21 protein-coding genes and 1 pseudogene are annotated in these 21,646 nt (G+C 69.9%); 10 read left to right on the top strand and 12 right to left on the bottom strand.

The features are described 5' to 3' along the window. The first annotated feature begins 53 nt into the window (after positions 1-53). From R2B67_RS11275 to R2B67_RS11255, 5 genes are all read left to right on the top strand, one after another. Positions 54-476: a MarR family winged helix-turn-helix transcriptional regulator gene (locus R2B67_RS11275; RefSeq protein WP_317817621.1), complete on the top strand. Its 423-nt coding sequence runs from the start codon at positions 54-56 to the stop codon at positions 474-476. Positions 477-585: 109 nt separating this feature from the next. Further along, entirely contained in the window at positions 586-1,110 is a 525-nt protein-coding gene (locus tag R2B67_RS11270) for a hypothetical protein (protein ID WP_317817619.1), read from the top strand. Between the two features lie 92 nt (positions 1,111-1,202). Next, complete coding sequence (locus R2B67_RS11265) at positions 1,203-1,643, top strand: hypothetical protein (protein ID WP_317817617.1); 441 nt, start codon at positions 1,203-1,205, stop codon at positions 1,641-1,643. 9 nt (positions 1,644-1,652) lie between these two features. Next, positions 1,653-4,145 (top strand): ATP-binding protein, encoded by a 2,493-nt coding sequence (locus tag R2B67_RS11260; RefSeq protein WP_317817615.1) that lies wholly within the window; start codon positions 1,653-1,655, stop codon positions 4,143-4,145. A 43-nt stretch (positions 4,146-4,188) separates the two neighbouring features. Further along, positions 4,189-4,719 carry a hypothetical protein gene (locus R2B67_RS11255; protein WP_317817614.1) on the top strand — a complete coding sequence of 177 codons (531 nt, stop codon included), beginning with the start codon at positions 4,189-4,191 and terminating at the stop codon, positions 4,717-4,719. Here R2B67_RS11255 and R2B67_RS11250 read toward each other — a convergent pair. From R2B67_RS11250 to R2B67_RS11235, 4 genes are all read right to left on the bottom strand, one after another. Then, entirely contained in the window at positions 4,716-5,510 is a 795-nt protein-coding gene (locus R2B67_RS11250) for a helix-turn-helix domain-containing protein (protein WP_317824822.1), read from the bottom strand. The two genes, R2B67_RS11255 and R2B67_RS11250, sit on opposite strands and share 4 nt — an antisense overlap. Positions 5,511-5,622: 112 nt before the next feature. Continuing rightward, the gene (locus R2B67_RS11245) at positions 5,623-6,474 is read right to left on the bottom strand and encodes a helix-turn-helix domain-containing protein (protein WP_317817612.1); all 852 of its coding nucleotides are present in this window, start codon (positions 6,472-6,474) and stop codon (positions 5,623-5,625) included. A gap of 15 nt (positions 6,475-6,489) precedes the next feature. Continuing rightward, a complete protein-coding gene (locus R2B67_RS11240; protein ID WP_381075154.1) occupies positions 6,490-7,008 on the bottom strand; it encodes a DUF6879 family protein in 519 nt (172 codons plus the stop codon). Next, positions 6,989-7,255 carry a hypothetical protein gene (locus R2B67_RS11235; protein ID WP_317817611.1) on the bottom strand — a complete coding sequence of 89 codons (267 nt, stop codon included), beginning with the start codon at positions 7,253-7,255 and terminating at the stop codon, positions 6,989-6,991. The genes R2B67_RS11240 and R2B67_RS11235 overlap by 20 nt, the downstream gene beginning before the upstream one ends. Before the next feature lie 383 nt (positions 7,256-7,638). On the opposite strand from R2B67_RS11235, the gene R2B67_RS11230 reads away from it, so the two are divergent. Together R2B67_RS11230 and R2B67_RS11225 are read left to right on the top strand one after the other, a co-directional pair. After that, positions 7,639-7,902, top strand: a complete 264-nt coding sequence (locus tag R2B67_RS11230) for a hypothetical protein (protein ID WP_317817609.1) — start codon at positions 7,639-7,641, stop codon at positions 7,900-7,902. Positions 7,903-7,956: 54 nt separating this feature from the next. After that, a pseudogene (locus tag R2B67_RS11225) lies at positions 7,957-8,217 on the top strand (methyltransferase domain-containing protein); the annotation flags it as partial. On the opposite strand, the gene R2B67_RS11220 reads toward R2B67_RS11225, so the two are convergent. Beyond that, the gene (locus tag R2B67_RS11220; RefSeq protein ID WP_317825060.1) at positions 8,184-8,375 is read right to left on the bottom strand and encodes a hypothetical protein; all 192 of its coding nucleotides are present in this window, start codon (positions 8,373-8,375) and stop codon (positions 8,184-8,186) included. The pseudogene R2B67_RS11225 and the gene R2B67_RS11220 overlap by 34 nt on opposite strands. A 185-nt stretch (positions 8,376-8,560) precedes the next feature. Between R2B67_RS11220 and R2B67_RS11215 the strand changes: the two genes are divergently transcribed. Beyond that, positions 8,561-8,947 carry a hypothetical protein gene (locus R2B67_RS11215; RefSeq protein ID WP_317825059.1) on the top strand — a complete coding sequence of 129 codons (387 nt, stop codon included), beginning with the start codon at positions 8,561-8,563 and terminating at the stop codon, positions 8,945-8,947. A gap of 55 nt (positions 8,948-9,002) precedes the next feature. On the opposite strand, the gene R2B67_RS11210 is transcribed toward R2B67_RS11215, so the two are convergent. The 5 genes from R2B67_RS11210 to R2B67_RS11190 form a co-directional block, all read right to left on the bottom strand. Next, complete coding sequence (locus R2B67_RS11210; protein ID WP_317817608.1) at positions 9,003-10,466, bottom strand: glucoamylase family protein; 1,464 nt, start codon at positions 10,464-10,466, stop codon at positions 9,003-9,005. Between the two features lie 160 nt (positions 10,467-10,626). Further along, positions 10,627-11,850 (bottom strand): glycoside hydrolase family 1 protein, encoded by a 1,224-nt coding sequence (locus tag R2B67_RS11205; RefSeq protein ID WP_317817607.1) that lies wholly within the window; start codon positions 11,848-11,850, stop codon positions 10,627-10,629. 96 nt (positions 11,851-11,946) lie between these two features. Next, entirely contained in the window at positions 11,947-12,843 is an 897-nt protein-coding gene (locus R2B67_RS11200; RefSeq protein ID WP_317817606.1) for a carbohydrate ABC transporter permease, read from the bottom strand. Next, complete coding sequence (locus tag R2B67_RS11195; RefSeq protein WP_317817605.1) at positions 12,840-13,790, bottom strand: carbohydrate ABC transporter permease; 951 nt, start codon at positions 13,788-13,790, stop codon at positions 12,840-12,842. Before R2B67_RS11195 ends, R2B67_RS11200 begins: the two co-directional genes overlap by 4 nt. Before the next feature lie 2 nt (positions 13,791-13,792). Next, complete coding sequence (locus tag R2B67_RS11190) at positions 13,793-15,037, bottom strand: sugar ABC transporter substrate-binding protein (RefSeq protein ID WP_317817604.1); 1,245 nt, start codon at positions 15,035-15,037, stop codon at positions 13,793-13,795. 329 nt (positions 15,038-15,366) lie between these two features. On the opposite strand from R2B67_RS11190, the gene R2B67_RS11185 reads away from it, so the two are divergent. After that, positions 15,367-16,380 carry an acetylxylan esterase gene (locus R2B67_RS11185; protein ID WP_317817603.1) on the top strand — a complete coding sequence of 338 codons (1,014 nt, stop codon included), beginning with the start codon at positions 15,367-15,369 and terminating at the stop codon, positions 16,378-16,380. Between the two features lie 18 nt (positions 16,381-16,398). Here the strand turns inward: R2B67_RS11185 and R2B67_RS11180 are convergent, their stop codons facing one another. Next, entirely contained in the window at positions 16,399-17,592 is a 1,194-nt protein-coding gene (locus tag R2B67_RS11180) for a PP2C family protein-serine/threonine phosphatase (RefSeq protein ID WP_317817601.1), read from the bottom strand. 143 nt (positions 17,593-17,735) lie between these two features. Further along, on the bottom strand, positions 17,736-18,806 hold the full coding sequence (locus R2B67_RS11175) for a LacI family DNA-binding transcriptional regulator (protein WP_317817599.1): 1,071 nt from the start codon (positions 18,804-18,806) through the stop codon (positions 17,736-17,738). Positions 18,807-19,134: 328 nt separating this feature from the next. Here R2B67_RS11175 and R2B67_RS11170 point away from each other — a divergent pair, with 328 nt between their 5' ends. After that, positions 19,135-21,588, top strand: a complete 2,454-nt coding sequence (locus R2B67_RS11170; protein WP_317817598.1) for an ABC transporter family substrate-binding protein — start codon at positions 19,135-19,137, stop codon at positions 21,586-21,588. Positions 21,589-21,646: the final 58 nt, after the last annotated feature.

Below are 21,646 nucleotides of genomic sequence, written 5' to 3'. Positions count from 1 at the left end.
AGTTCAGCTGTGGGGGAGAGCGGCCGTGCGGTCGGCCCGCGTTAAAATTCGGTATGTCCCTTCCGGAATCCACCGCCATCGCGGCCGAACTGCGCACCGCGATGGGCAAGCTCACGCGCCGCGTGAAGCTGGAGGATCAGATGCCGCTCGGCCAGGTGGCCGTCCTCGGCGCCCTGGACCGCAGCGGTGCGATGACCACCAGCGAACTCGCCGCCGACCAGCGCGTCCGCCCGCAGTCAATGGCCCGCGCCGTCGGCTTGCTCATGGACCAAGGCCTGATCACCCGCCGCGCCCACCCGACCGACGGCCGCAAGAGCCTGGTCGAACTTTCCACCGCCGGGCAGGCGCTGCTGGAGGAGGAGCGGGGGCGCCGGACGGACTGGCTCGCGCGGGCGATCGAGTCGGAGCTGACGGTCGAGGAGCGGGAGCTGCTGGCGCGGGGGATCGGGCTGGTGGAGAGGCTGGCGGCGCACTGACGACCGGGTACGGGGGTAATTCACGGGCGCCCGGACCGGCACTCGTCCTATCGTGTCCGCTCCCGCCCGCTGTTCCCTGCCGGGACGGGGTCGATGGAGGGGCGGCGGAGTGCCGGACGTGTACGAGATCATGCTGGACGCCGAGCTGAGCAAGGCGTTCGACGTGTGGTCCAGCTATCTCAACGCCAGAACCGGTGAGGACCCCCACGCCCGTGCCCGACTGCGCTCCACCTTGGAGAGGGCTCGCGAGGCGGGCGCCGAGGGCGACCGCGTGTGCGCACGGACCCTGGTGGCGGAGATGTACGACGAAGCCCGGGACGCCGGCCTGCCCTGGGCGCCCACGTCACCGGACCCCCGCACGGCGGACCGGCAGACACGCGACTACGCCAAGGACGAGCTGCGGCAGGTGCTGTCCGTGGACCTGCGCGAGGACCTCGACACCATCGCGATCTTCCTGAGCGTCGCGGGCCGCCGCCTCCAGGCCGCCCCCGACCTCGACGCCGCCACCCGTCAGGACATCCTCTACATCCAGGCTCGCGCCGGGATGGCCCTCGACCTCGCCCACCCGGCAGCGGCGCGACGCGAACTCGAACGCCTTGAGGCGCTTGCGCGGCGCTGTGGCGTGGAGCGCTGAAAGACCGCCGTCGCGAACTGAACAGTGGCGGCGACGTGGTCGAACTAGGCTGATGGTCCATGTCTGTTGGATCCTGATTCAGGGGGAACGCCATGTTGGCCGAGGGACTCATCGCCGTAGCTGCCGCTGGAGGCGGCGCGATCGTGCAGGCCGCGGGTACGGACGCGTGGAACGGCGTCCGCAACGGAATCGCCAAGCTCTTCGGCCGCGGGGAGAGCGCCCGAGAGCAGGTGGAGCTGGAGCGCCTGGACCAGACGCGGGCGGTGCTGGAGGCGGCCGATGAGGGTGAAGAGGCGCAGCGCGTGCAGATCGCGCAGGTCGCCCGGTGGCAGACCCGTCTGGAGACGCTTCTGGAGGAGCTGCCGGAGGAAGAACAGCGGCTGGTGCTGTCCGAGCTGGAGTCCCTGGTCGCGCAGGCGGAGGCCGCTCAGCCTGCCGGGACGGTGCACAACGACTTCAGCCATGCGACGTTCACGAACAGTCAGGTGCTCGGCAGCGGGACCATGACGGTGACGAACAACTACGACAAGTAGGGCAGTGCTGTGGGGGGCAAGAGCGGCGCCAAGCGCAAGGGCAAGAAGAGCAGGAATCCACAGAAGCGGGGGCAGGTGCAGGGGCGTCCTGCCGGTGGGGTCCACAACGACTTCCGTGGTGTCGACATCACCAACAGCCAACTGGTGACGAACGGCACCATGGCCGTGAAGACGTACGTACAGCAGTACGCGCCGGTGCCGACGGCGCTGGACGCGCTGCCGCAGCCGCCAGCGGGCTTCACCGGCCGTGAGGATGACCTCGCGTACATCCTGGGCGTGCTGGACCCGGACCGTACCGACGGTCCTGCGGTGGCCGTCCTGTCGGGTTGGGGCGGCGTCGGGAAGACGACCCTTGCCTACGCCTCCGGGCACGCCGCGCAGGAGCGGGGTTGGTACACGGGGGTCCTGCTGGTCGACCTCCACGGCTACGACCCCTACCCCGCCCAGGCAGAGGACGCCCTGGAAGCGTTGCTGCGGTCGCTGGGTGTGCGCCCCGAGCATCTTCCGCCACCCGGGGCCGGGCGGGAGGCGCTGTACCGGTCGCAGCTCAACGCCCGGCAGGAGGCGGGGGAACGGCTGCTGGTGGTCGCGGACAACGCCTCGGCCGTGGCTCAGGTGCAGCCGTTGCTGCCGCCCGGGCACCACGGGATGCTCGTCACGTCCCGGCACCGCCTCCCGGGCCTCGGCCGGATGCGGACGGTCAACAGCCTTCAGCCGGAAGATGCCGTTGCCTTGCTCAAGGCGGCCCTGAAGAACAATGACCCGGACGACGTGCGGGTCGAGCAGGAGCCGGAGGCGGCCGAGCGGGTGGCGTCGGCCTGCGGCTACCTGCCGCTGGCCCTGCAGATCACGGCGGCTCTGCTGGCCCAGGACCCGGGGCAGCCGCTGACCGAACGCGCGGACGCCCTCGGTGACGCGGAAGGCATCCTGGACGGCCTGAGCGACGGCGAACGCAGCCTGCGGGCGATGTTCGACCAGTCCTTGGAACGCCTCACCCCGCAGGAGCAGGACCTTTTCCGTCAGCTGTCCCTCAACCCCGGGCCTGACATCTCCACGGCCGCCGCTGCGGTCCTGGCCGACCAGCCTCAGCCGGCTACCGAACGCCTCCTTGCGCGGCTCGCGGCCAGTCACCTCATCGAACGCAATCCGACGATCCGCGGACGATGGCAGATGCACGACCTTCTACGTGCCTACGCCCACGAGCAGGCAGAGGCGGCCAAAGGCCGTGGTCGCGCTCCGCGGCGCCGCTACGAGCAGGCCAGTGAGAGGCTCATCGATTACTACATCCGGCATGCTGAGGCAGCCGACACTTATCTCGGCACTCTGGAAGGCTCCGTGTCGTCCCGGTTCCGCGACCGAGATCAAGCACTGGCTTGGTTCGACGCCGAACGCGAAAACCTCATCGCCGCTGCCTACATCACCCCCCGGACCGGCTTCCACCTTGGCTTCGCGCTCGGCGGCTATCTGAGGTGGCGGCGACGTCTCCAAGACCTCGTCGTAGTCCGTGCGCTTGCCCTCAACGGCTGCCAGGCACTTCAAGACGTCAGCAATGAACCGGTCGCCTGGAACAACATGGGCATCGCACTTCGAGAGTTGCGGCGTTTCGATGACGCTCTGGACGCTCACGAGACGGCCTTGGGGCTTTACCGGCAGTCGGGCAACATCCGCGGTAATGCCAGCGCCTTGAACAACCTTGGCAATGCGCTTCAAGAAATGCGGCGTTTCGATGAGGCTCGCCGTGCCTTGGAGACGGCTCTGGACCTCTACCGAGAGTCGGGCGATGCACACGGCGAAGCCAGCGCTTTGAACAACCTCGGCGGATCTCTCCAGGCGTTGGGGCGTTTCGACGATGCACTTGGTGCTCACGAAAAGGCCCTGGATCTCCACCGCCAGTTGGGCGACGCCCAAGGCGAGGCCAAGGCATCGAACAACCTTGGCGTCGCACTCCAGCTGCTGAGGCGTTTCGATGATGCCCTCTGCGCTCATCAACTAGATCTCGACCATTGCCAGAAGGTCGGTGACAGCTACGGTGAGGCAAGCGCCTGGGGCAACCTTGGTCTAGTTCTCCAGGAGTTGGGGCGTTTCGACGATGCTCTCGGTGCTCACGAAAAGGCCTTGAGTCTCCACCGGCAGTTGGGCGACACCCACGGCGAAGCCAAAGACTGCAACAACCTCGGCACCATTTATCGGGACTTGGGGCGCATTGACGAGGCCCTTACGGCCGGTCGGCAGGCAGTTGAGACGCTGGCTGCGACCCAGGACTGGTTTCGCACCGGCGAGGCATGGGGCGAGGTGGCCGAGACATTGGGTGCGGCGGCCGCTCATCCGTCTCAGGTGCGGGAGGCGTGGGAGCAGTCCGCTGCCGCATACACACGGGCGGGCGCGGATGAGGAAGCCGCTGCTTCTCGAACTCGCGCAGACGCCGTAGAGGCTCCGGAGAAGCTTTCCCCGGCCGAGACCCAGCCGCCTTCCGATGGCATGAGCCTCCCGGAGAACGGGTGATCGTCCACCGCCTTACGTACGGACGGGCCAGGTTGGGGACACGATGAAGGCAGCAGTGCCCCCTCCCGACCCGGCGGACCAGGCGTTCAGGACGTGGCTCCGTACCTTGGCCGAAGGCCTCACCATAGATCCGGAAGGCGCCCTCGCCTCCCAGGACGCCCTCGCGTTCCTGTGGTCGGCGTTCGCGGAGAACGGTGCGATGCCACCCGCGTACTTCGCTCCTCTCCTCGGCGCGCACCGCCAAGCGCACGCCCAGCAGGCGGTCACCGCGCTGCTCACGCAGGTTCACGCGGAAACCGGGCGGCGACCCGACGTTCCCGTGCCGTACTCCCCGCCCACTGAGTGGGAGCCGGAAGGTGCCGTCCGCGTCGGACACGAACCCGTGCAGGGCATCGACCCGAGCGACATCCACGTCGAGGCAGCGGAGGGCCTGCAATGCCTTCTCGCGGACCGGAGCCGCCTGGTCTGGCCGCTCTGCCCCGACCACCGCGTCGGGCTGCACGCCACACGCGCGGTGTCCGGCGCTGTCTGGGTGTGCTCGATGGGCGACCACACCGTACGACGCATCGGTTAGGAGAGAGCGGAGTCAAGGGCCTTCGCTATGAGGCTGCGGGCAGCCGCTCCGTACACCGCCATGCGGGACAGCTCCACGAACGCTCTCAGGTAGGTGTGGACCTCACTGGGTGCCGTGATGTTCACCTCAGCCGTCAGTGTTTCCACGGCCACTTGGGCGTCGTCGAACGCGTAGAAGGCTTCCAGCGGCCAGACGGTACGCCGGGCCTCCAGCGGGATGATCCCGAGAGACACGTTCGGCCGGGCCATGACTTCTTGCAGGTAGCGGAGTTGTGCGGCCAGCTCGGGTCCCTCGCAGACCCGGTAATGGAGGACGGCCTCTTCGATCAGCAGGGCGAAGCGGTGATGGCCCTCATGGACGACGCGGGAGCGGGTCATCCGGGACCGTACGGCGTCGGCCACGTCGTCGGGGGTTCCCTGGAAGGCGGTGATCGACCGGAGGAGTCCTGTCGCGTACTCCGGGGTCTGGAGCATCCCGGGCATGACGTTGGAGGCGTACACGCGGAAGTGGGCCGTCCGCTCGTACAGCGGGACCGTGCTCTCGTGGACCCGCCGCATCCCGTCCCGGTGGATCCGCTGCCACTGGACGTACATGGACTCGGCGCTCCGGGACGCGGCGATCAGGTCGGCCGCTTGGTCCCCCGCTCCACACGCTTCGCACCACGTGCGGATGTCGGCGTCCGAGGGGACCGTCCTGGCGCGTGCGATGCGGGAGGCCTTCGACTTGTGCCAGCCGCACCGCACGGCCAGGTCATGCCCGGTCAGCCCGGCGTCCCGCCGGAGCCCGTCCAGACGGGACGCGAGGGCCTCGCGGGCGGCCTGGGCGGTGGACAGGGGTGTCCCCGGGCGTGCTCTGTGCCATCAACTGTCTCCCTCGGTTGCGATTGCGGAACCATGCGCCGGGTTATCCAAGGGCGTCCGCAGCGGCCGCGATCAGGCTGCGAGCAGAGGCTCCGTAGACAGCCAGCGACGCCAGCTCCGCGAACGCCTCCGCGTACATGGCGACTTCACCGGGCTGTGTGATCGTGAGATAGCCGGAGATCAACTCGACATTGACCTGAGCCGCGTCGTAGAGCCAGAACCCCTCGGCTGGCCAGCGCTCCCGGTCGGCGGCCATGGGGACAACTCCCAAGCTCACATGAGGAAGTGAGCCGATGGAGGCGAGATGGGCCAGCTGCCCGGTCATCACCTCGGCGCCACCGATTCCGTTCCGTAGCACCGACTCCTCGACGAGGAAGGCGAACCGACGGTTTCCCTCGTGCAGCACCCGTTGACGTTCCATACGAGCGGTCACAGCTTCGGACACGTCGTCCACCGCCAGGCCGCGACGCTTATGGATCGCCCGCAGGGCTGCCGTGGTGTACGCCTGCGTCTGGATCATGCCTGGCACGAGCCATGACGAGTAGGCCCGGAAACGGCGCGTGCGCTGGTACAGCGGTAGCCGAGCCTCCTGCGCCCGCTTGAGGCCGTCCCGCTCCATGCGCCGCCAGCCGACCCACATGCCCTCGGCTGTCCGCAGCGAGGCGATGAGGTCGGCGGTCTGCTCCACGGCGTCGCACGCCTTGCACCAGGCGCGAATGTCAGCGGCGGAAGGGGGAGTTCTGGCATTCATGATCCGGGACGACTTGGACCGGCTCCAGCCGCAGCGCTCGGCCAGGTCGCTTCCGGTCAGGCCTGCATCCCGGCAGAGCTCCGCGAGACGATCCGCGAGGGCTTGCCGGGCCTGCTGGGCGCTGGAGGACGCGGAGAGGGCCATGGGGTGCAGGTGTGGTCAGGCGGGCCGGTATTCCGCGTGCGGTACGGCTCGCTCCCAGGCCCGTTCGTACGCCGACGCGTATTGCCTGGCCAGCTCGGGATCGTGGTGGACCTCCATACGCGGACCCGTCCACTCGCCCTCACCGCTGAAGTGGTGCAGGATCACGACCTCCTCGTCCATGACCCAGCCGTCCAGGGCCGGGAGCAGGAGGCCACGCGCTCGCGAGCGGGGCAGCCACCGTACGTCCTCGCCCGCCGCCACATTGGTGAACGTGCCGTCGTACTCGTAGCGGACGTAGTCGCTCAAGGGCTCCGAGACCACCCGCAGCCGGCGTATGGCCACGCCTCGGCCGGTCGTCTCGGCCACCACGTCCAGCCACGAGCGCCACCACGACGCGCGGTCCGCCGGGTCGTACCGGTGTCCGTCCTGCCAGCGGACGAACTCGGGGTCGTCCCGCATGTAGCTGTCCCGCATCTCCAGGTGAAGGGCTGAGCGCCGCGCCTTGGCGAGGCATTCACGTACCGCTGTTGCCACCGTTGACCTCACTTTCCGGACGGGGGATGAACTGAAGCATGTTCGCGGGGAGTCGGATCACGCTCTCATGGTCCGGGACGTCGGTGGAGTGGCCAGGAACGGAGCCGACTTCCTGAGCCTGCCGGACGGTCGCCTCATCTGCTGTCCACGACTGGATGATCAGATCGCCGGTCGTGTCGTCGAGCCAGATGGTGGGCGACCCGTCGTCTGGAGTGTTCGGACAAATGCCGAGGAATGTCAGGACCATTGGGTGCTCCCTCACTGTGTCGGTGGCCTGTACGGACAGCCAGGGCCAGGGGTGGGTCGTCAATGGGCGACGTGAACGTCCATGCCCCGGTCACCGATGGTGTGAACTCGCTCCAGCGAGCCTGTGCAACTGCGTGCAACAACGTGGATTCCCCGTTCGCCGCTTCCCTAAGGTCGTTCCTCCGAACCGAAGAGCGGGGGCGCGGCCTCTGACTCTCACTGCAAGGTGAAAGGGACCGCCATGGGTTGGGGAACAGGCAAGGGCGGCGGCGGTGGCGACGGAAAGCACTCCGGGGGCAAGGACCCGGGTACCGCCAAGCCGTCCACGGACACCGCGAGGCCGGCGCCGGAGCCGAAGCACAAGGGGAAGTAGGCGTACGGCAGATGGAGTCGATCGGAGCGGAGGGGTGGGACGCCATGCGCGGTCTGCTCGGTGCGGTGAATGAAAGCCTCGGGGCGCCCATGGCTCCAGCCTGGGAGGCCGCACTCCGTGAGGTGCCCCGGCATACCTTCCTGCCCGAGAAGGTCTGGGTGGGGGAGGACTTGGTGGAGTGCCCCCGGGACGCGGCACCCGAGGACTGGCTGTGCCACGCCTACGCCGATACCGCCGTCGTCACGCAGGTCAATGATGGGCAGGACGCCGCCTAGGCGGGGGAGCGCTGGGCGTCGTGCTCGGCCTCGGCTCCCTCCATCGTCTTCCGCATGCTCGACATGCTGGACGTACGGCCGGGGCACCGCGTCCTGGAGATCGGTACGGGGACGGGCTGGAACGCCGGGCTGCTCGCGCACCGGCTCGGGCCCGGACTGGTCACCACCATCGAGGTGGACCCGGTGCTGGCCGCGCAGGCGGCGGGCTGCCTGGAGCGTGTCGGGCTGGATGCCGAGGTGGTTCAGGGGGATGGGGCCGGTGGGCACCCGGGCAGTGCCCCTTACGACCGGGTCGTCGCGACCTGTTCCGTACGGGCCGTTCCCCCGGCGTGGATCGCCCAGACCGCGCCCGGTGGCGTGGTCCTCGCACCGTGGGAGTCGCCGTGGTTCTGCTGGGGGCTTCTGAGGCTCACCGTGGACGGGTTCGGGGGCGCCTCCGGGTTCTTCTCCCCGCACTCGGCGTTCATGCTCATGCGCGGACAGCGCGTGGACCTGCGGATCTACCGCGATGTGGTGCGGGACAGCCACCGTCCGGTGGAGTCCACGACCCGGTTGTCCCCCTGGGCCGTCGCCGGGGACGACTGGGCCGCGCAGTTCGCGCTCGGGCTTCAGCTGCCTCGTGTGGCGGACCTGGCACGACGAGCCCGAGGTGGAAGGGGTGGCCTCCCGTCTGTGGCTGGCTACCACGGAGGCCGATTCCTGGGCGGCCGTCGACTGGGACGGGGCGGCTGCCTCCGACCGCTTCACCGTGTGGGAGTACGGGCCCCGCCGGCTGTGGGGGTTGGTCGAGGCCGCCTACGACTGGTGGCGCGGGGCCGGGTGCCCGGGGCCGGAGCGGTTCGGTTTGAGCGTTGCTCCCGACGGCACACATGTGCCGTGGCTGGATACCCCGGACAATGAAGGATGCCCGCTCGACCGGCAAGGCAGTGGCGAACGCCCGTACGTCGTCAGCTACTCCACGTCCACCTCCACCGCCCGCCGCCTCTGGTGGAAGGCGAGGTCCGTCCTGCGACGGCCGGTGAAGGGCACGGGACGCCGAGGGTAGGCCGTCGGCTGGGCTCGCCATGCGGCAGCAAAGCCGACACGCCTCGCCCTCCGCCTCAGATCGAGAACCGCTCCCTCTCCAGCAGCGGCCTCACCCGGGACCGGAACCCACCCGTGCGGAACGGGCGTTGGAGCAGGCCCGGGTGCAACTCCTGGGCCAGGGCCGCGATGACCATGCCCTGGTCGAGCGCGAGCATGAAGTCGCTGACCCGGCCCGTGGACACGTTCACCGAGTCACGGAAGCCGAGCCCCTCCTCGTACGCGCCGAAGTCCCGTTCCAGGGAACGCAGGTTGGCCACCGCCTCGCGGCCCGCGTACGGCAGGGCCAGGAACGAGGCGTGCGGGGTGACCACTCCGTTGGTGAAGGCCGAGGGCGGGGGGAGCGGTTTGCCGTCCGTCGTGTGGGTGCGGTCCGTGTTGGAGGCGTAGCCGTCGACCGCCAGGCCGAGGGCGTCGACCCCGTACTCCTGGTAGCCGCCCTCCGGAACGTTGGAGGGTGAGAAGCCCCAGTAGCCGTACTGCGCCTCCCGCAGGCCGTGGTCGATCTGGCCGCGTACGTAACGGTGGTGGGTCAGGCCCCAGGCGCGCGGCGACCACTGCGGCTCCGGCACGAACAGCGGCACCATCAGCGCCTCGAACATCGAGCCGCCCCAGGTGGGGATCAGCTTCCGGCCGCGGTGGGTGTAGTGGCCGTTCCAGATCCGGATGCCGTCGACCGTTGCGTAGGCGCCGCCGGGGCTCTGCTCCTGCTCGTGCTCCGGCAGCATCGTCCGCAGCAGGTGCCAGTAGTGGTCGGTGGGGAGCGAGCCGTCGGCTATGCCCAGGTAACTGGCCATGCGCGGTTCCGTGTTGAGGGCTCCGTAGTGGTGGCTGGTCGGCTCGTCCGTGTCCGTCCAGACACCGCCGCGCAGTTGGCCGGGGCCCGCCACCGGGTCCGCCGGGTCGTACGGCGTGTAGAAGTACGACCAACCCGCCGTGGCCAGGATGCGGTTGATGCGGGGGCGCAGGGTGGGGGCCGCGTCGGCGGCTATCCGTAGGCCTGTGACCAGCCACGCGTTGTCCACCGAGGACAGGAACGGGCGGACCGGGTCACCCGTTCCCGGCCACTCCGTGAGCACCGAACCGTCGTGCGCGTCATACCAGTTGAGCCAGAATCCGTGGTGGCGCTCCAGCTTCTCCACGGCTGTGACCGTACGGGTCAGGGAGCGGACCATCGCGCTCTCGCCGATCACCCCGAGGCCTGCGGCCGCAACCGTCGACCAGAGGCCGCAGCCGATGTTGGTCGGTGACGTCTGGATGGACTGGGCCGGGGCTCCGGGGGCGCTGAGGTCGATCTTGTCGGTGACCAGGCCGAACTCCGTCGTCATGGCCTCCAGCGAGCGGTACGTGTCGCGGAACCAGTGGTGGAGGAGGCGCGGGTCGGGCGGGGTGGCCGCCCCAGCGGACGGAGCGGTTACGGCTCCGAGTGACAGGGCCGCGGCCCCGGTCCCTGCGGCGGTGAGAAACGTGCGACGGTCCATCGGTCCGGCTCCTGGTGGCAGAAGGGGGAGGGGGAACGGTGCTCGTGCGGGCGGCTCGGGAGCCGGCGGTCGTCAGGTTCCGCCGGCTCCCGCGCCGGAGGGAGCCGTCAGGTGGCTCCCCGTATCGGGGGGCGCTCCCGCAAGGAGGGAAGCGCCGGGATTACGCTGCTGTGCGCGGGAGTTCGCGTGTGCGGCCCAGCGAGCCCAGCCACTTCGCGGAGTCGCGCGGGGTGCGCTCGAAGGTCTCCCAGTCGATCGCGATCAGCCCGAACGTGGCCTTGTACGTACCCCACTCGTAGTTGTCCAGCGCGCTCCACGCCAGGTAGCCCCGGATGTCGAGGCCGTCCTCCAGCGCCGAGGCGACCTCGCTCAAAGCTCCCGTGTAGTAGTCGACCCGGCGGCTGTCGTCGGCGGTCGCGATGCCGTTCTCCGTGACGATCAGCGGGACGTCCCCGACCACTTCGGCCGTGTGGCGCAGCGCCTCGCCGACCGCGCCCGGGTAGTACTCCCACGTCGTCAGCGTCCGCTCGACGTCGTCGGCCGCCGGGATCGGTCCGTCCGGGCCGATCCGCGTACGGGTGTAGGACTGCACGCCGATCCAGTCGTCGCCGCGCGCCGCCTCGATGAAGACGTCCTCGCGCGGGTGGCGGTAGGCGGCGGTGACGTCTTCCGCGCCGGGCAGGGCTTGGTAGACCTGGTTGGCGATGGTCCAGCCGACCTGGATGCCCGCGTCGAGGGCCCGGACCTCCTTCACCGCCGCGTGGTGGGCGGCGATGACGGCCGCGGTCGTCTCGTCGTCGGGGGTGGGCAGACCGGCGGGCGGGAAGCTGTTGTCGCCGCGCTTGGCCTGGCCCGCCATGACCGCGATCATGTTCGGCTCGTTGATCGTGCAGACGTGCCGTACGCCTTCGGAGATCACCGGGGCGCAGGCCGCCACGTACCGGGCGAACAGCTCCACCGCGCCCTCGGCGGTCCAGCCGCCCCGCGCCTCGAACCACTGCGGGACGGTGAAGTGGTGCAGGGTCACCATCGGGCGCAGGCCGCGCTCGATCGCCCCCTCCACCATCCGCCGGTAGTGGGCGAGTTCGGCGCGGGAGAAGTGCCCCTCGACCGGCTCGATACGGGCCCACTCGATGGAGAAGCGGTAGTCCGTGAAGCCGAGCGAGGCCAGCAGGTCCATGTCCTCGGGCCAGCGGTGGTAGCTGTCGCAGGCGTCCAGGCTCGGCTCCGCGATGTGGGTACCGGCGGCGTGCTCCTTGACCCACCAGTCGCTGTCGGTGTTGTTGCCCTCGATCTGGTGGGCGGCCGTGGAGGCGCCCCAGAGGAAGCCCTCGGGGAACGGGACGGCGGTCGTCGACGGGTTCGGGGCAGGGGGGTGCGTCATCGCGACTTGTCTTTCTGGTGGTGGTGTGGGGTGTGGCCGCGTTTCGATACGGGGGTGGGGTGCGGCCTCGTTACGTGACGTCGGGCGGCCCGGGGGCTACTTCATGCCCGCCGTGGCGATGCCCTGCGTGAAGTGCCGTTGCAGGGCGATGAAGACGATCAGCACCGGCAGCACGATCAGGAACGCCCCGGCCATCAGCATCCCGTTCGATCCGCCGGCCTTGTTGGGGTCCGTGGCGAAGGTCGCCAGTGCCACCGGGAGCGTGTACTTGTCGGGGTCGTTGGTCGCGATCAGCGGCCAGACGAAGTTGTTCCAGGAGCCCAGGAACGTGAAGATCGAGAGCGTGGCGAGGGCGGGCTTCACCAGCGGCATCACGATCCGCCAGAAGATGTACCACTCGCTCGCCCCGTCCATCCGGGCCGCCTCCAGCAGCTCGTCCGGGATCGACTGCATGAACTGCCGCATCAGGAAGACCCCGAAGGCCCCGGCGGCGAACGGCAGCACCAGACCCGCGTAGCTGTCGATCAGCTGGAGCTTGCTCATCAGCACGAACAGCGGCAGCAGCATCAGGTTGCCGGGCACCATCAGCGCGCCGAGCACCAGGCCGAAGATCTTGTTGCGGCCGACGAAGTTCAGCTTGGCCAGGGCGTAGCCGAGCATCGAGCAGAAGACCAGGTTCGAGACGGTCACCAGGACCGCCACGATCACCGAGTTCATGAAGTACAGCGGCAGGTCCAGCTTGTCGAGCAGCTGCCGGAAGTTGGTCAGGGTCCACTCGGTCGGGATCCATACCGGCGGGCTGGCCGACAGCTCGCTCTGCGTCTTGAAGGCGGAGATCCCCATCCAGAGGAACGGCGCCGACATGACCAGCAGGCCGAGGGAGAGCAGGACGTAGACCAGGGGGCGGGCGGCCCGGCTCCGCCCCTTCTTCTCCGGCCTCCGGTTCTTCTCCGGCCTCCGGGCGGCGGGTGCGTGGCTGCTGGTGGCGCTCATTTCGTGTTGTCCTTCAGCAGTCGGAGCTGGAGCACCGTGATGGCCATGATCACCACGAACAGGACGTACGCCATCGCGCTCGCGTAGCCCATGTGGAAGAAGTTGAACCCTTCGCGGTACATGTTCAGCGAGACGGTGAGCGTCGAGTCGGACGGGCCGCCCTGGGTCATCACGAACGGCTCCTCGAAGACGTTCAGGTAGCCGATCGTCGTGATCACCGTCGCGTAGAGGAGCGTCGGGCGCAGGAGCGGGACCGTGATCCTCCGGAACTCCTGCCAGGCGCTCGCCCCGTCCAGCTTCGCCGCCTCCCGTACCTCCGTCGGCACGGCCTGGAGGCCCGCGATGAAGAGGACCATCACCGTTCCGACGTTCCGCCAGACGGCCATCACGATCAGCGACGGCATCGCCAGCGTCTCGGAGCCGAGGAAGTCCGGTGCGCTCCAGCCCACTTCGGAGAAGAGGCCGGCGATCAGACCGTCGCTCGGGTCGAGCACGAACCGCCAGACGACGGCGACCGCGACGATGGTGGTGACCACCGGGGCGTAGAAGCCGACCCGGAAGAAGGTCCGCGCCCGGTCGATGCCGTTGTTCAGCAGGACGGCGGTGACCAGCCCGATCCCGATGGTCAGCGGTACGCCGACGACCACGAAGTACCCGGTGTTGAAGAGGGACTTGAGGAACTTCTCGTCGCCGAACAGCTTCACGTAGTTCTCGAACCCGATGAACTCCGCTTCCCACGGGCGCGTCACGTTGCGCAGCCCGAAGTCCGTGAAACTCATCACCAGCGTGGCGAGGATCGGGAACGCCATGAAGACGGCGAACAGGACGAGGAACGGGGTGGAGAACAGCCAGCCCGCCGCGTTCTGCACGCCCATCGACGGCTTGCGGACCCGTCGGCCCGCAGGGGGCACAGGTGGTGCGGCTGCCTTCTCGGTCGTGGTGCTCATGGCTACTGCTTCACGAGGCCTTCGATTTCGGACTGCGCCTGCTTCAGCGCGTCCTCGGCGGACGCCTTGCCCTGCGTCACCTTGGCGATGGCCTGGTCGACCTTGTCGGTGATCTCCGTCCACTGCGCCAGCGACGGCGAGGACTTGGCGGTGTCCATCTGCTTCTTGAAGACCTGGAGGTAGGCGTCGTCGGCGAGCTTGCCGGACTCCCAGGCGGAGGTGTTGGCGGGCAGGTCCTTCGTCCGCTCGTACCAGTCGGCCTGGCCCTCGGTGTCGGTGAGGTACTCGATGAACTCCGTTGCCGCTGCCTTGTGTTCGCTGTCCTTGGAGATGACGAGCGAGGAGCCGCCGGCCATGGAGGTGGAGGAGGCGTCGGCGGGGACGGGCGCGATGGCCCACTTGCCCTTGATCTGGGGCTGGCCCTCGTTGAGGAGCGTCACGTGCCAGGGGCCGCCGAAGAACATCGGGACCCTGCCGTTGCCGAAGTCCTTCACCACGTCGTAGCCGGGCTGTACGGACTTGTTGGCGAGGCCCTTGTCGAAGTAACTGCCGTACTCCTTCAGCGCCTTGACGGCCGCCGGGCTGTCGATGACCGCTTCGCCGTCGGCGTCGACGATCTCGCCGCCCGCCGAGTAGAGGAAGGAGTAGAAGTTCTGCACGGTGTCCAGGCCGCTGGGCTGGATCGAGAGCCCCCACTTCGTACCGGCCTTCTTCTGGTACGCGGTGGCCAGGTCCTGGAGCTCCTTCCAGTCGGTCGGAGCCTTTGCGACGCCCGCCTTCTCGGCGAGGTCCGTGCGGTAGTAGAGGACGCGGGTGTCGACGTACCACGGCACGCCGTACGCGGTGCCGTCCACCTCGCCCTGCTCCCAGCCCGCCGGGAAGAAGTCCTTCTTGTCGAAGACCTTGGTGTCGACCGGCTCCAGCACGCCCAGTTCGGCGAACTCGCCCATGTAGCTCCCGCCCATCTGCGCGACGTCGGGCAGCGTGCCCGCCGCGGCGGCCGAGACGAGCTTCTGGTGGGCCACGTCCCAGCCGACCGGAGTCACCTTGACGGTGATGTTCGGGTTGGCCTTCTCGTACACCTTCGCCACCTCCGCGAGCTTCTCGCCCTCGGCGCCCATGGCCCAGACGGTGAGCGTCTGCTTCTCGTCCGCGGCGACATCTCCGCCGGAGGAGCCGCAGGCGGAGAGGGTGACGGCGAGCGCGAGCGCGAGGCCGACGGGGGCGGTTCTGGCGATGCGGGACATGGAGGGCTCCTCCTTGAGCAATCCGAGCAATCCGAGCAATCCTGATGCTGCGCGATGTATGCGCTGCCTGTAAGCGCATACATCACTCTGCGCCAGACGTTCCGGAATCCGCAAGAGGGTGCTGGGTCACACTCGTGCAACGTGGCCGACACCTGGACGCCCACTCCCGCACCGTAATCGCGCCGTTTGTGGAACAACAGGTGATGTGACCGATTCGTCGGCCTGTACCCGGCGGGTCCCATTGGGTCCCTGCGGCTCCCTGCGGCTCCCTGCGGCTCCCTGCGGCTCCCTGCGGCTCCCTGCGGTGATGCGGCGTCTACCCTCGCCGCATGGCCTCACCCGTCGCCCTCGCCCACGACTTCCCGTTCGACCCGGCCCACGGGTACCCCGGCCCCGACCAGCTCCTCCAGGTCCCGGCCCCGCCCGCCCCCGCGGACTTCGCGGCGTTCTGGCGCGACCGGTACGCCCGGGCCCGCGCGGTCGACACCCGGCCCGTCCTCGGCCCGGTGGAGGAGGAGCGCGACGGCGTACGGATCCACGGCATCACGTACACCTCCGTGGGCGGCGTCCGGCTCGGCGGCTGGCTCGCCCTGCCCACCGAAGGGCCGGTGCGGTACGGATTCGTCGTCGGCCACGGGTACGGCGGCCGCCAGGACCCGGGCCGGGACCTCCCGCCGCCACTGCCCGGGGCCGCCGCGATCCTGCCGTGCGTACGGGGCATGGGGGAGCGGGGCCGGGCGGACGGCATCCCGGACCTGGCCGACGAGCATGTCCTGTACGGGATCGGCTCCCGCGACTCGTACGTCATCGGGGACTGTGTGGCCGACCTCTGGTGCGCCGCCTCGGCCCTCACGGAGGCCGTCCCGGAACTCGCGGGCGCCGGGCGCCCCGGCGGGCCGCGCCTCGCCTACCTCGGGGAGAGCTTCGGCGGCGGGCTCGGGGCCCTCGCGCTGCCCTGGGACGATCGCTTCGGTGCCGCCCAACTCACCGTCCCCACCTTCGGCAACCACCCGCTGCGGCTGACGCTGCCCTGCACCGGCAGCGGCGAGGCGGTGCGGGCGCACCACCGCGAGCACCCCGAAGTCACCGGCGTACTGCGCTACTTCGACGCGGCGACGGCGGCCGGGCGGCTGGAGCTGCCGACACTGGTCGCGGCGGCGCTGTTCGACCCGGCGGTGCCGCCGCCGGGCCAGTTCGCCGTATACAACGCGCTGGCCGGGGAGCGCGAGCTCCAGGTGCTGAGCGCGGGGCACTTCCCGTACCGGGGGATGACGGCCGAGGCGGCGGAGCTGGACGCGAACCGGGCGCGGTTCTTCGGGGAGTGGCTGGCCCCGGCCGTCTGAGGGGCCCGGCCGCCGGGCTCAGGAGTGCGGGCGCCGGGTCTCGTTCCGGGGGCCGTTCCAGTTCAGGCACAGGACGGTGGCGTCGTCCTTGGGCGGGTTGCCGCCGTAGGCGTCGGCGACGGCGTTGACCATCGCGCGGACGACCTCACGCGGGTGCTCGGCGGCGGTCCGGAGCAGGAGCCCGGGCAGGTCGACCGTCTGCGCTTCGCGTTCCTGCACGCCGTCGGTGAACAGCAGGATGCGATCGCCGGGCCTCAGGTCGAGGTCCTGCACACGGTAGGAACCCTGCGGCGGGAAGCCGAAGGGCATGTCGACGTGGAGAGCGATCTCCTCGACCGCGCCGTCGCGTAGCCGGAGTGGCACGGGGTGGCCGGCGTTGACGAGCTGGGCGCGGCTGCCGTCCAGGGCGATGCGCAGCACCTGGCCGGTGGCGAAGCTGCTGTTCCCGTGATCGAGGAGGGCCTGATGCATCTGGCGGACCTGCTCGGCGAGCTCCGCTCCGGCACGGCGGGCGCCACGCGAGGCGTTCACGACGAGGGTGGCGATCAGTGAGGCGTTGACGTCGTGGCCCATGGCGTCGGTGACGGACAGGTGCAGGGCGCTGCTGTCGAGGCTGTAGTCATAGGTGTCCCCGGCGATGTCGGAGGCCGGTACCAGGGCTCCGGCGAGGGCGAACTCGGCCGCGTCACAGGAGGGGGCGGAGGGGAGGAGCTGACGCTGGATCTCCGCCGCCAGACTGACCGGCGTGGTGCGGTTGCCCCAGTGGTAGAGGTCCGTGAAGCGGCGGTCGGTGACGATGATGTACGCCAGCGCGTGCGCCGCCTCCTCGATCTGTGCGAGCACGTCCTCGGTGACGGCTTCGAGGAACAGCTCCAGCACGCCGATGGTGTCACCGCGGTTGGTCACGGGAGCGAGTACGCGCCGGCCCTTCCCGTCCTGCTCCACCTGCACCAGCTTCTGGGAACGCAGCACCTTGTCGTAGATGCCGCTGCCGGCCAGGGGCACCCTTTCGGTCCGGCCCTTCGAGGAGGCGTCGGCCATGTCGCTGACCCGGAGCAGGTGGCCGCCGACCACGTCCACGAAGAGGAAGGACACGTACCGCGCACCGAACCGGGTGCGCAGGTCGCGCGCCACGACATCGAGCGAATTCACCGGCGCGGCATCCCTTGCGGCCGCCAGTACTGAGGCCAGCCCCGTCCTGTCGTTCACCACAGCCTTCTCGCGTAGGACGTTGCTTATGCCCTCTCAGTCCTGACTCAGTGCCCCGTCAGAGAAACTCGGCTGGTTTATCCACATAAATGACCCTGAAGTGGTCGAGGTGCCGACTGTTCGATGGCCCCTGGACACGTGCCGGCTCATCCGCAGCCGCAGCTGGCCCTCCGTGTCACCGAGACCGGCAGCTCCAGCGAGACGGGGGCGCGGCCCGGGTCGGCCAGGCGTTGGACCAGCAACTCCACCGCCTGCTCGCCGAGTTGGCGGATCGGCTGCCGGACCGTGGTCAGGGGCGGGCGGACGATGCGGCTGAGCGGGATGCCGTCGAAGCCGGTCACCGCGATGTCCTCGGGCACCCGCACCCCGCGCTGCTCCAGCGCCTGGAGAGCGCCCATCGCCATCTGGTCGTTGACGAAGAGCATCGCCTCCGGCCGCTCGACCCCCGTACCCTCCGACCGGTCCAGCAGGGCCGCCGCCGCCCGGGCGCCCTCGGCCTGCGTCAGGGTGCCGGTGCTCAGTTCGGGGCGGGAGGGGACGGGGAGCCCGGCCTCCTGGCACGCCTGCCGGAAGCCGTGGAAGCGGGCGACCGCGTCCGGTGAGTCGTCCTCGCCGCCGATGAACGCGAGGCGGCGCAGCCCGTGGTCCTCGATGAGGTGGCGGGTCAGGGAGCGCTGGCCGTCGGCGTTGGCGACCACGATGTGGTCCAGGTGGTCGATCTCGCGGGGCCCGGCGAGCATCACCACGGGCAGCCGGCGCGAGATGACCTCCAGGTCCTCGGTCGGCACGGTCCGGGCCAGTACGGCGAACCCGTCGACCCTCCCCGCGACCTTGGCGACCAGGCTCTCCGGCCCGCCGTCCAGCGAGGCGGCGATGAGCAGGGCGTACCCGTGACGCCGCGCCGCCCGCTCCATGCCCCGGATGATCTGGTCGGAGTAGAGCATGACGGCCTGGTCGTCGTCCGCGTCGTTGAGTGCGGCGGCGCTCTCGGCGTCCGGGTCGGCGTAGTCGGGGAAGCAGAGGCCGAGCACGCCGGTGGTGCGGCTGGCCAGGCCCCGGGCGCTGCCGCTGGGTACGTAACCGAGCTCGCGGGCCGCCTCCAGGACCCGCTCGCGGGTCTGGGCGCGTACGGAGTCGGGGTTGCGGTAGACCCGGGAGACCGTGGCAATGGAGACGCCCGACCGCTCGGCGACGTCGTACACCGTGGGGGCGCTCACTCGACCGACCGTCCGCTTCTTCTGACTCCTGGGCAGCTGGTGCCGACCCTTCTGGCTCGTGAAAGCGCATTCACCCTAGATCCTGGGCCGCCGGGGGAGCAAGGCAGGCGATCCGAGGCGTCCGGGACCAGGTCGGAGGTAGGGCGAAACGTTCCTCCGGGCGGGTGAGCTTGCCGTCCCCGTCGGCCGTGTCGGCGCCCCCTCCCGCGCGGAGGCGCTTTCAGTGGGTGGCAGGAATCAGTGTGATCAACTGCAAATGCCACCAAACAAGCACTATCCGGTCCATTCCGGTACGGGGTGGTCCGGGCCGGCCCCGGAGGTATCAGCCATGTCCCACGTCGGCGTCCCGCGCGGGACGGTACGAAAGCGCCGCTCGCTCGCGCTCCTCACGGCGGGGGTGCTCACGATCCCCGCGCTGGCGGGGTGCAGCTCCGACTCCGAGGAGACCTCCCGGGGGGTCCCGCAGGACATCGCCCCCGCCGCCCGCGACCGGGTCGCCGACGGATCGACGGTGAACTGGGCCGTCGACGCGATGCCCACCACCCTCAACGCCTTCCAGGCGGACGCGGACAGCGCCACCACCAAGATCACCGGGGCCCTGCTGCCCACCCTCTTCCCGATGGACGCGGCCGGGCAGCCGAAGCTCAACCCGGACTACCTGGAGTCCGCCAAGATCATCGAGCGCGAGCCGAAGCAGGTCGTGCTCTACAAGCTCAACCAGCAGGCGGTCTGGAGCGACGGCCGCGAGATCGGCGCCCCCGACTTCGTCGCCCAGTGGCGGGCGCTCAGCGGCAAGGACTCGGCCTTCTGGACGGCCCGCAACGCCGGCTACGAGCGGATCGAGAAGATCGAGCGCGGCGCCGACGACCTCCAGGTCAGGGTCACGTTCGCCAAGCCGTACGCGGACTGGCGCTCGCTCTTCTCGCCGCTCTACCCGAAGGAGATCACCGGAAAGCCGGACACCTTCAACGACGGCGCGCGCACCGCCCTGAAGAACACCGCGGGCCCCTTCCAGCTCAAGAGCGTGAGCAAGGCCAAGGGGACCGTCACCCTCACCCGTAGCCCCCGCTGGTGGGGCGAGAAGGCCAAGCTGGACACCCTCGTCTTCCGGGCCGTCGCCCCCAAGGACCGCACCAAGGCCCTCGCCGACGGCACCGTGCACATCACCGACGTCGACGCCACCACCGCCGACCGCATCGCCCTCGCCCTCCGCGACGGCAGCAACGGCCAGCCGCTCACCCACGGCCCCGGCGCCGACCTCACGCCGGCCGCCGCCCTGCGCTCCTGGGCCCTGGCCCACGGCTCCGACGAGGAGCAGGCGGAGATCGCCCAGGCGGCCCGGGAGAAGAACCGCAAGGCCGTCGCCGCGTACGGGGCGGAGCAGAAGGCCCTGCGCGGATACGCCGTACGCAAGTCCCTGGAGCCCGCTTACACCCAGCTCGCGCTGAACGGCGAGTCCGGCCCGCTCGCGGACGACCGGGTCCGCCGGGCGGTGGCCCGCGCCCTGGACCGCCAGGAGCTCGCCGAGACCGTACTGAAGCCGCTCGGGCTCCCGGCGAAGCCGCTCGGCAGCCACCTGGCCCTGGCCGGACAGCCCGGGTACAAGGACGGCAGCGGGGCGCTCGGCGACCAGAACACCAAGGAGGCCCAGGCCCTCCTGGCCGACGCGGGGTGGACCCAGGGCGGTGCGGCGGAGAAGCCGAAGGACACCAAGGCGGGCAGCGAGGCGGAGAAGAAGGACGCCGACGACAAGAAGGACGCGGAGGACGAGAAGAAGGACGCGGAGAAGGAGAGCACGGAGAAGACCGGGGCGGAGGGGAAGAAGACCGACAAGGACGAGGAGAAGGCCGACCGCGCCGCCGTCGGCTCCGACGACAGCGCCGCCTCCCGCGCCGAAGGTCTCTACATTGTCGGCCAGGACGACAAGCCGGGCGCCGCACCCGTCCAGGCCCCCGACGCCTCCACCGCCACCCACGTTCTCGCCCCGTCCCGGGCCGCCGCCGCCCAGAGCCTCGCCCTGCTCCGCCAGGCGAGCGCCGTGAGCGCCGTGAGCGAGGACGGCACCACCGCCGAAGCCGCCTCGAAGGCCACCACTCAGGACAAGGCCACCACTCAGGACAAGGCCACCGCCCAGGACAAGCAGCCCGGCGGCGCGGCCGGCGCGTACGCCCCCCTGGGCACCGCCGCCCCCGCCCCCGCCTCGGTCAAGGGGCCGCTCGGCAAGGACGGCAAGACGCTGACCCTGCGTTTCGTGCTCCCCGCCGGCCCTGGCTCGCAGTCGCTGCGCGGGGTGGGCGAGCGGATCGCGGCGATGCTGGAGAAGATCGGGATCGGTACGGAGATCACCAAGGTCCCCGACGAGAGCTACTTCAAGGACCACATCGCCTCCGGCGACTACGACCTGGCGCTCTACTCCTGGCCCGCCACCGCCTACCCGGCCACCGACGGACGCCCGATCTACGCCAAGCCGGAGCCGGCCACCGACGGGTCCCTCCTCGTCGAGCAGAACTACACCCGGGTCGGCACCGACCACATCGACCAGCTCTTCGACCAGGCGGTCGCCGAGCTCGACGAGAAGGCCGCACGGGAGCTGATGAAGCAGGCGGACGCCCGGATCTGGGCGGCTGCCGGATCGATTCCGCTCTTCCAGCGCCCGCAGCTCGTCGCCGTGGACAAGAAGCTCGCGAATGTCGGCGCCTTCGGATTCGCGGCCCCTCGTTACCAGGACATCGGGTTCACGGACCGGCAAGCGGCAGGTTCCCCCGCAGACCGCAAGAAGTAGCAGGTCACCGGAGCAACCGGCGGGTCACCGGAGCTACCGGCGGGTCACCGGAGCTACC

This window comes from Streptomyces cyaneofuscatus (assembly GCF_033109485.1).
Classification (GTDB): Bacteria; Actinomycetota; Actinomycetes; order Streptomycetales; family Streptomycetaceae; genus Streptomyces; species Streptomyces cyaneofuscatus.
The sequence above is the reverse complement of the archived record's forward strand: the minus strand, read 5'-3'. Positions and strand labels throughout refer to the sequence as shown.

What these genes read in the sequence shown, in the direction of transcription:
- R2B67_RS11275 (WP_317817621.1), top strand. Translation starts at nt 54, where the DNA reads ATGTCCCTTCCGGAATCCACCGCCATCGCGGCCGAACTGCGCACCGCG.
- R2B67_RS11265 (WP_317817617.1), top strand. Translation starts at nt 1,203, where the DNA reads ATGTTGGCCGAGGGACTCATCGCCGTAGCTGCCGCTGGAGGCGGCGCG.
- R2B67_RS11255 (WP_317817614.1), top strand. Translation starts at nt 4,189, where the DNA reads ATGAAGGCAGCAGTGCCCCCTCCCGACCCGGCGGACCAGGCGTTCAGG.
- R2B67_RS11245 (WP_317817612.1), bottom strand. Translation starts at nt 6,474, where the DNA reads ATGGCCCTCTCCGCGTCCTCCAGCGCCCAGCAGGCCCGGCAAGCCCTC.
- R2B67_RS11235 (WP_317817611.1), bottom strand. Translation starts at nt 7,255, where the DNA reads ATGGTCCTGACATTCCTCGGCATTTGTCCGAACACTCCAGACGACGGG.
- R2B67_RS11230 (WP_317817609.1), top strand. Translation starts at nt 7,639, where the DNA reads ATGGAGTCGATCGGAGCGGAGGGGTGGGACGCCATGCGCGGTCTGCTC.
- R2B67_RS11220 (WP_317825060.1), bottom strand. Translation starts at nt 8,375, where the DNA reads ATGAGCATGAACGCCGAGTGCGGGGAGAAGAACCCGGAGGCGCCCCCG.
- R2B67_RS11210 (WP_317817608.1), bottom strand. Translation starts at nt 10,466, where the DNA reads ATGGACCGTCGCACGTTTCTCACCGCCGCAGGGACCGGGGCCGCGGCC.
- R2B67_RS11205 (WP_317817607.1), bottom strand. Translation starts at nt 11,850, where the DNA reads ATGACGCACCCCCCTGCCCCGAACCCGTCGACGACCGCCGTCCCGTTC.
- R2B67_RS11200 (WP_317817606.1), bottom strand. Translation starts at nt 12,843, where the DNA reads ATGAGCGCCACCAGCAGCCACGCACCCGCCGCCCGGAGGCCGGAGAAG.
- R2B67_RS11195 (WP_317817605.1), bottom strand. Translation starts at nt 13,790, where the DNA reads ATGAGCACCACGACCGAGAAGGCAGCCGCACCACCTGTGCCCCCTGCG.
- R2B67_RS11190 (WP_317817604.1), bottom strand. Translation starts at nt 15,037, where the DNA reads ATGTCCCGCATCGCCAGAACCGCCCCCGTCGGCCTCGCGCTCGCGCTC.
- R2B67_RS11185 (WP_317817603.1), top strand. Translation starts at nt 15,367, where the DNA reads ATGGCCTCACCCGTCGCCCTCGCCCACGACTTCCCGTTCGACCCGGCC.
- R2B67_RS11170 (WP_317817598.1), top strand. Translation starts at nt 19,135, where the DNA reads ATGTCCCACGTCGGCGTCCCGCGCGGGACGGTACGAAAGCGCCGCTCG.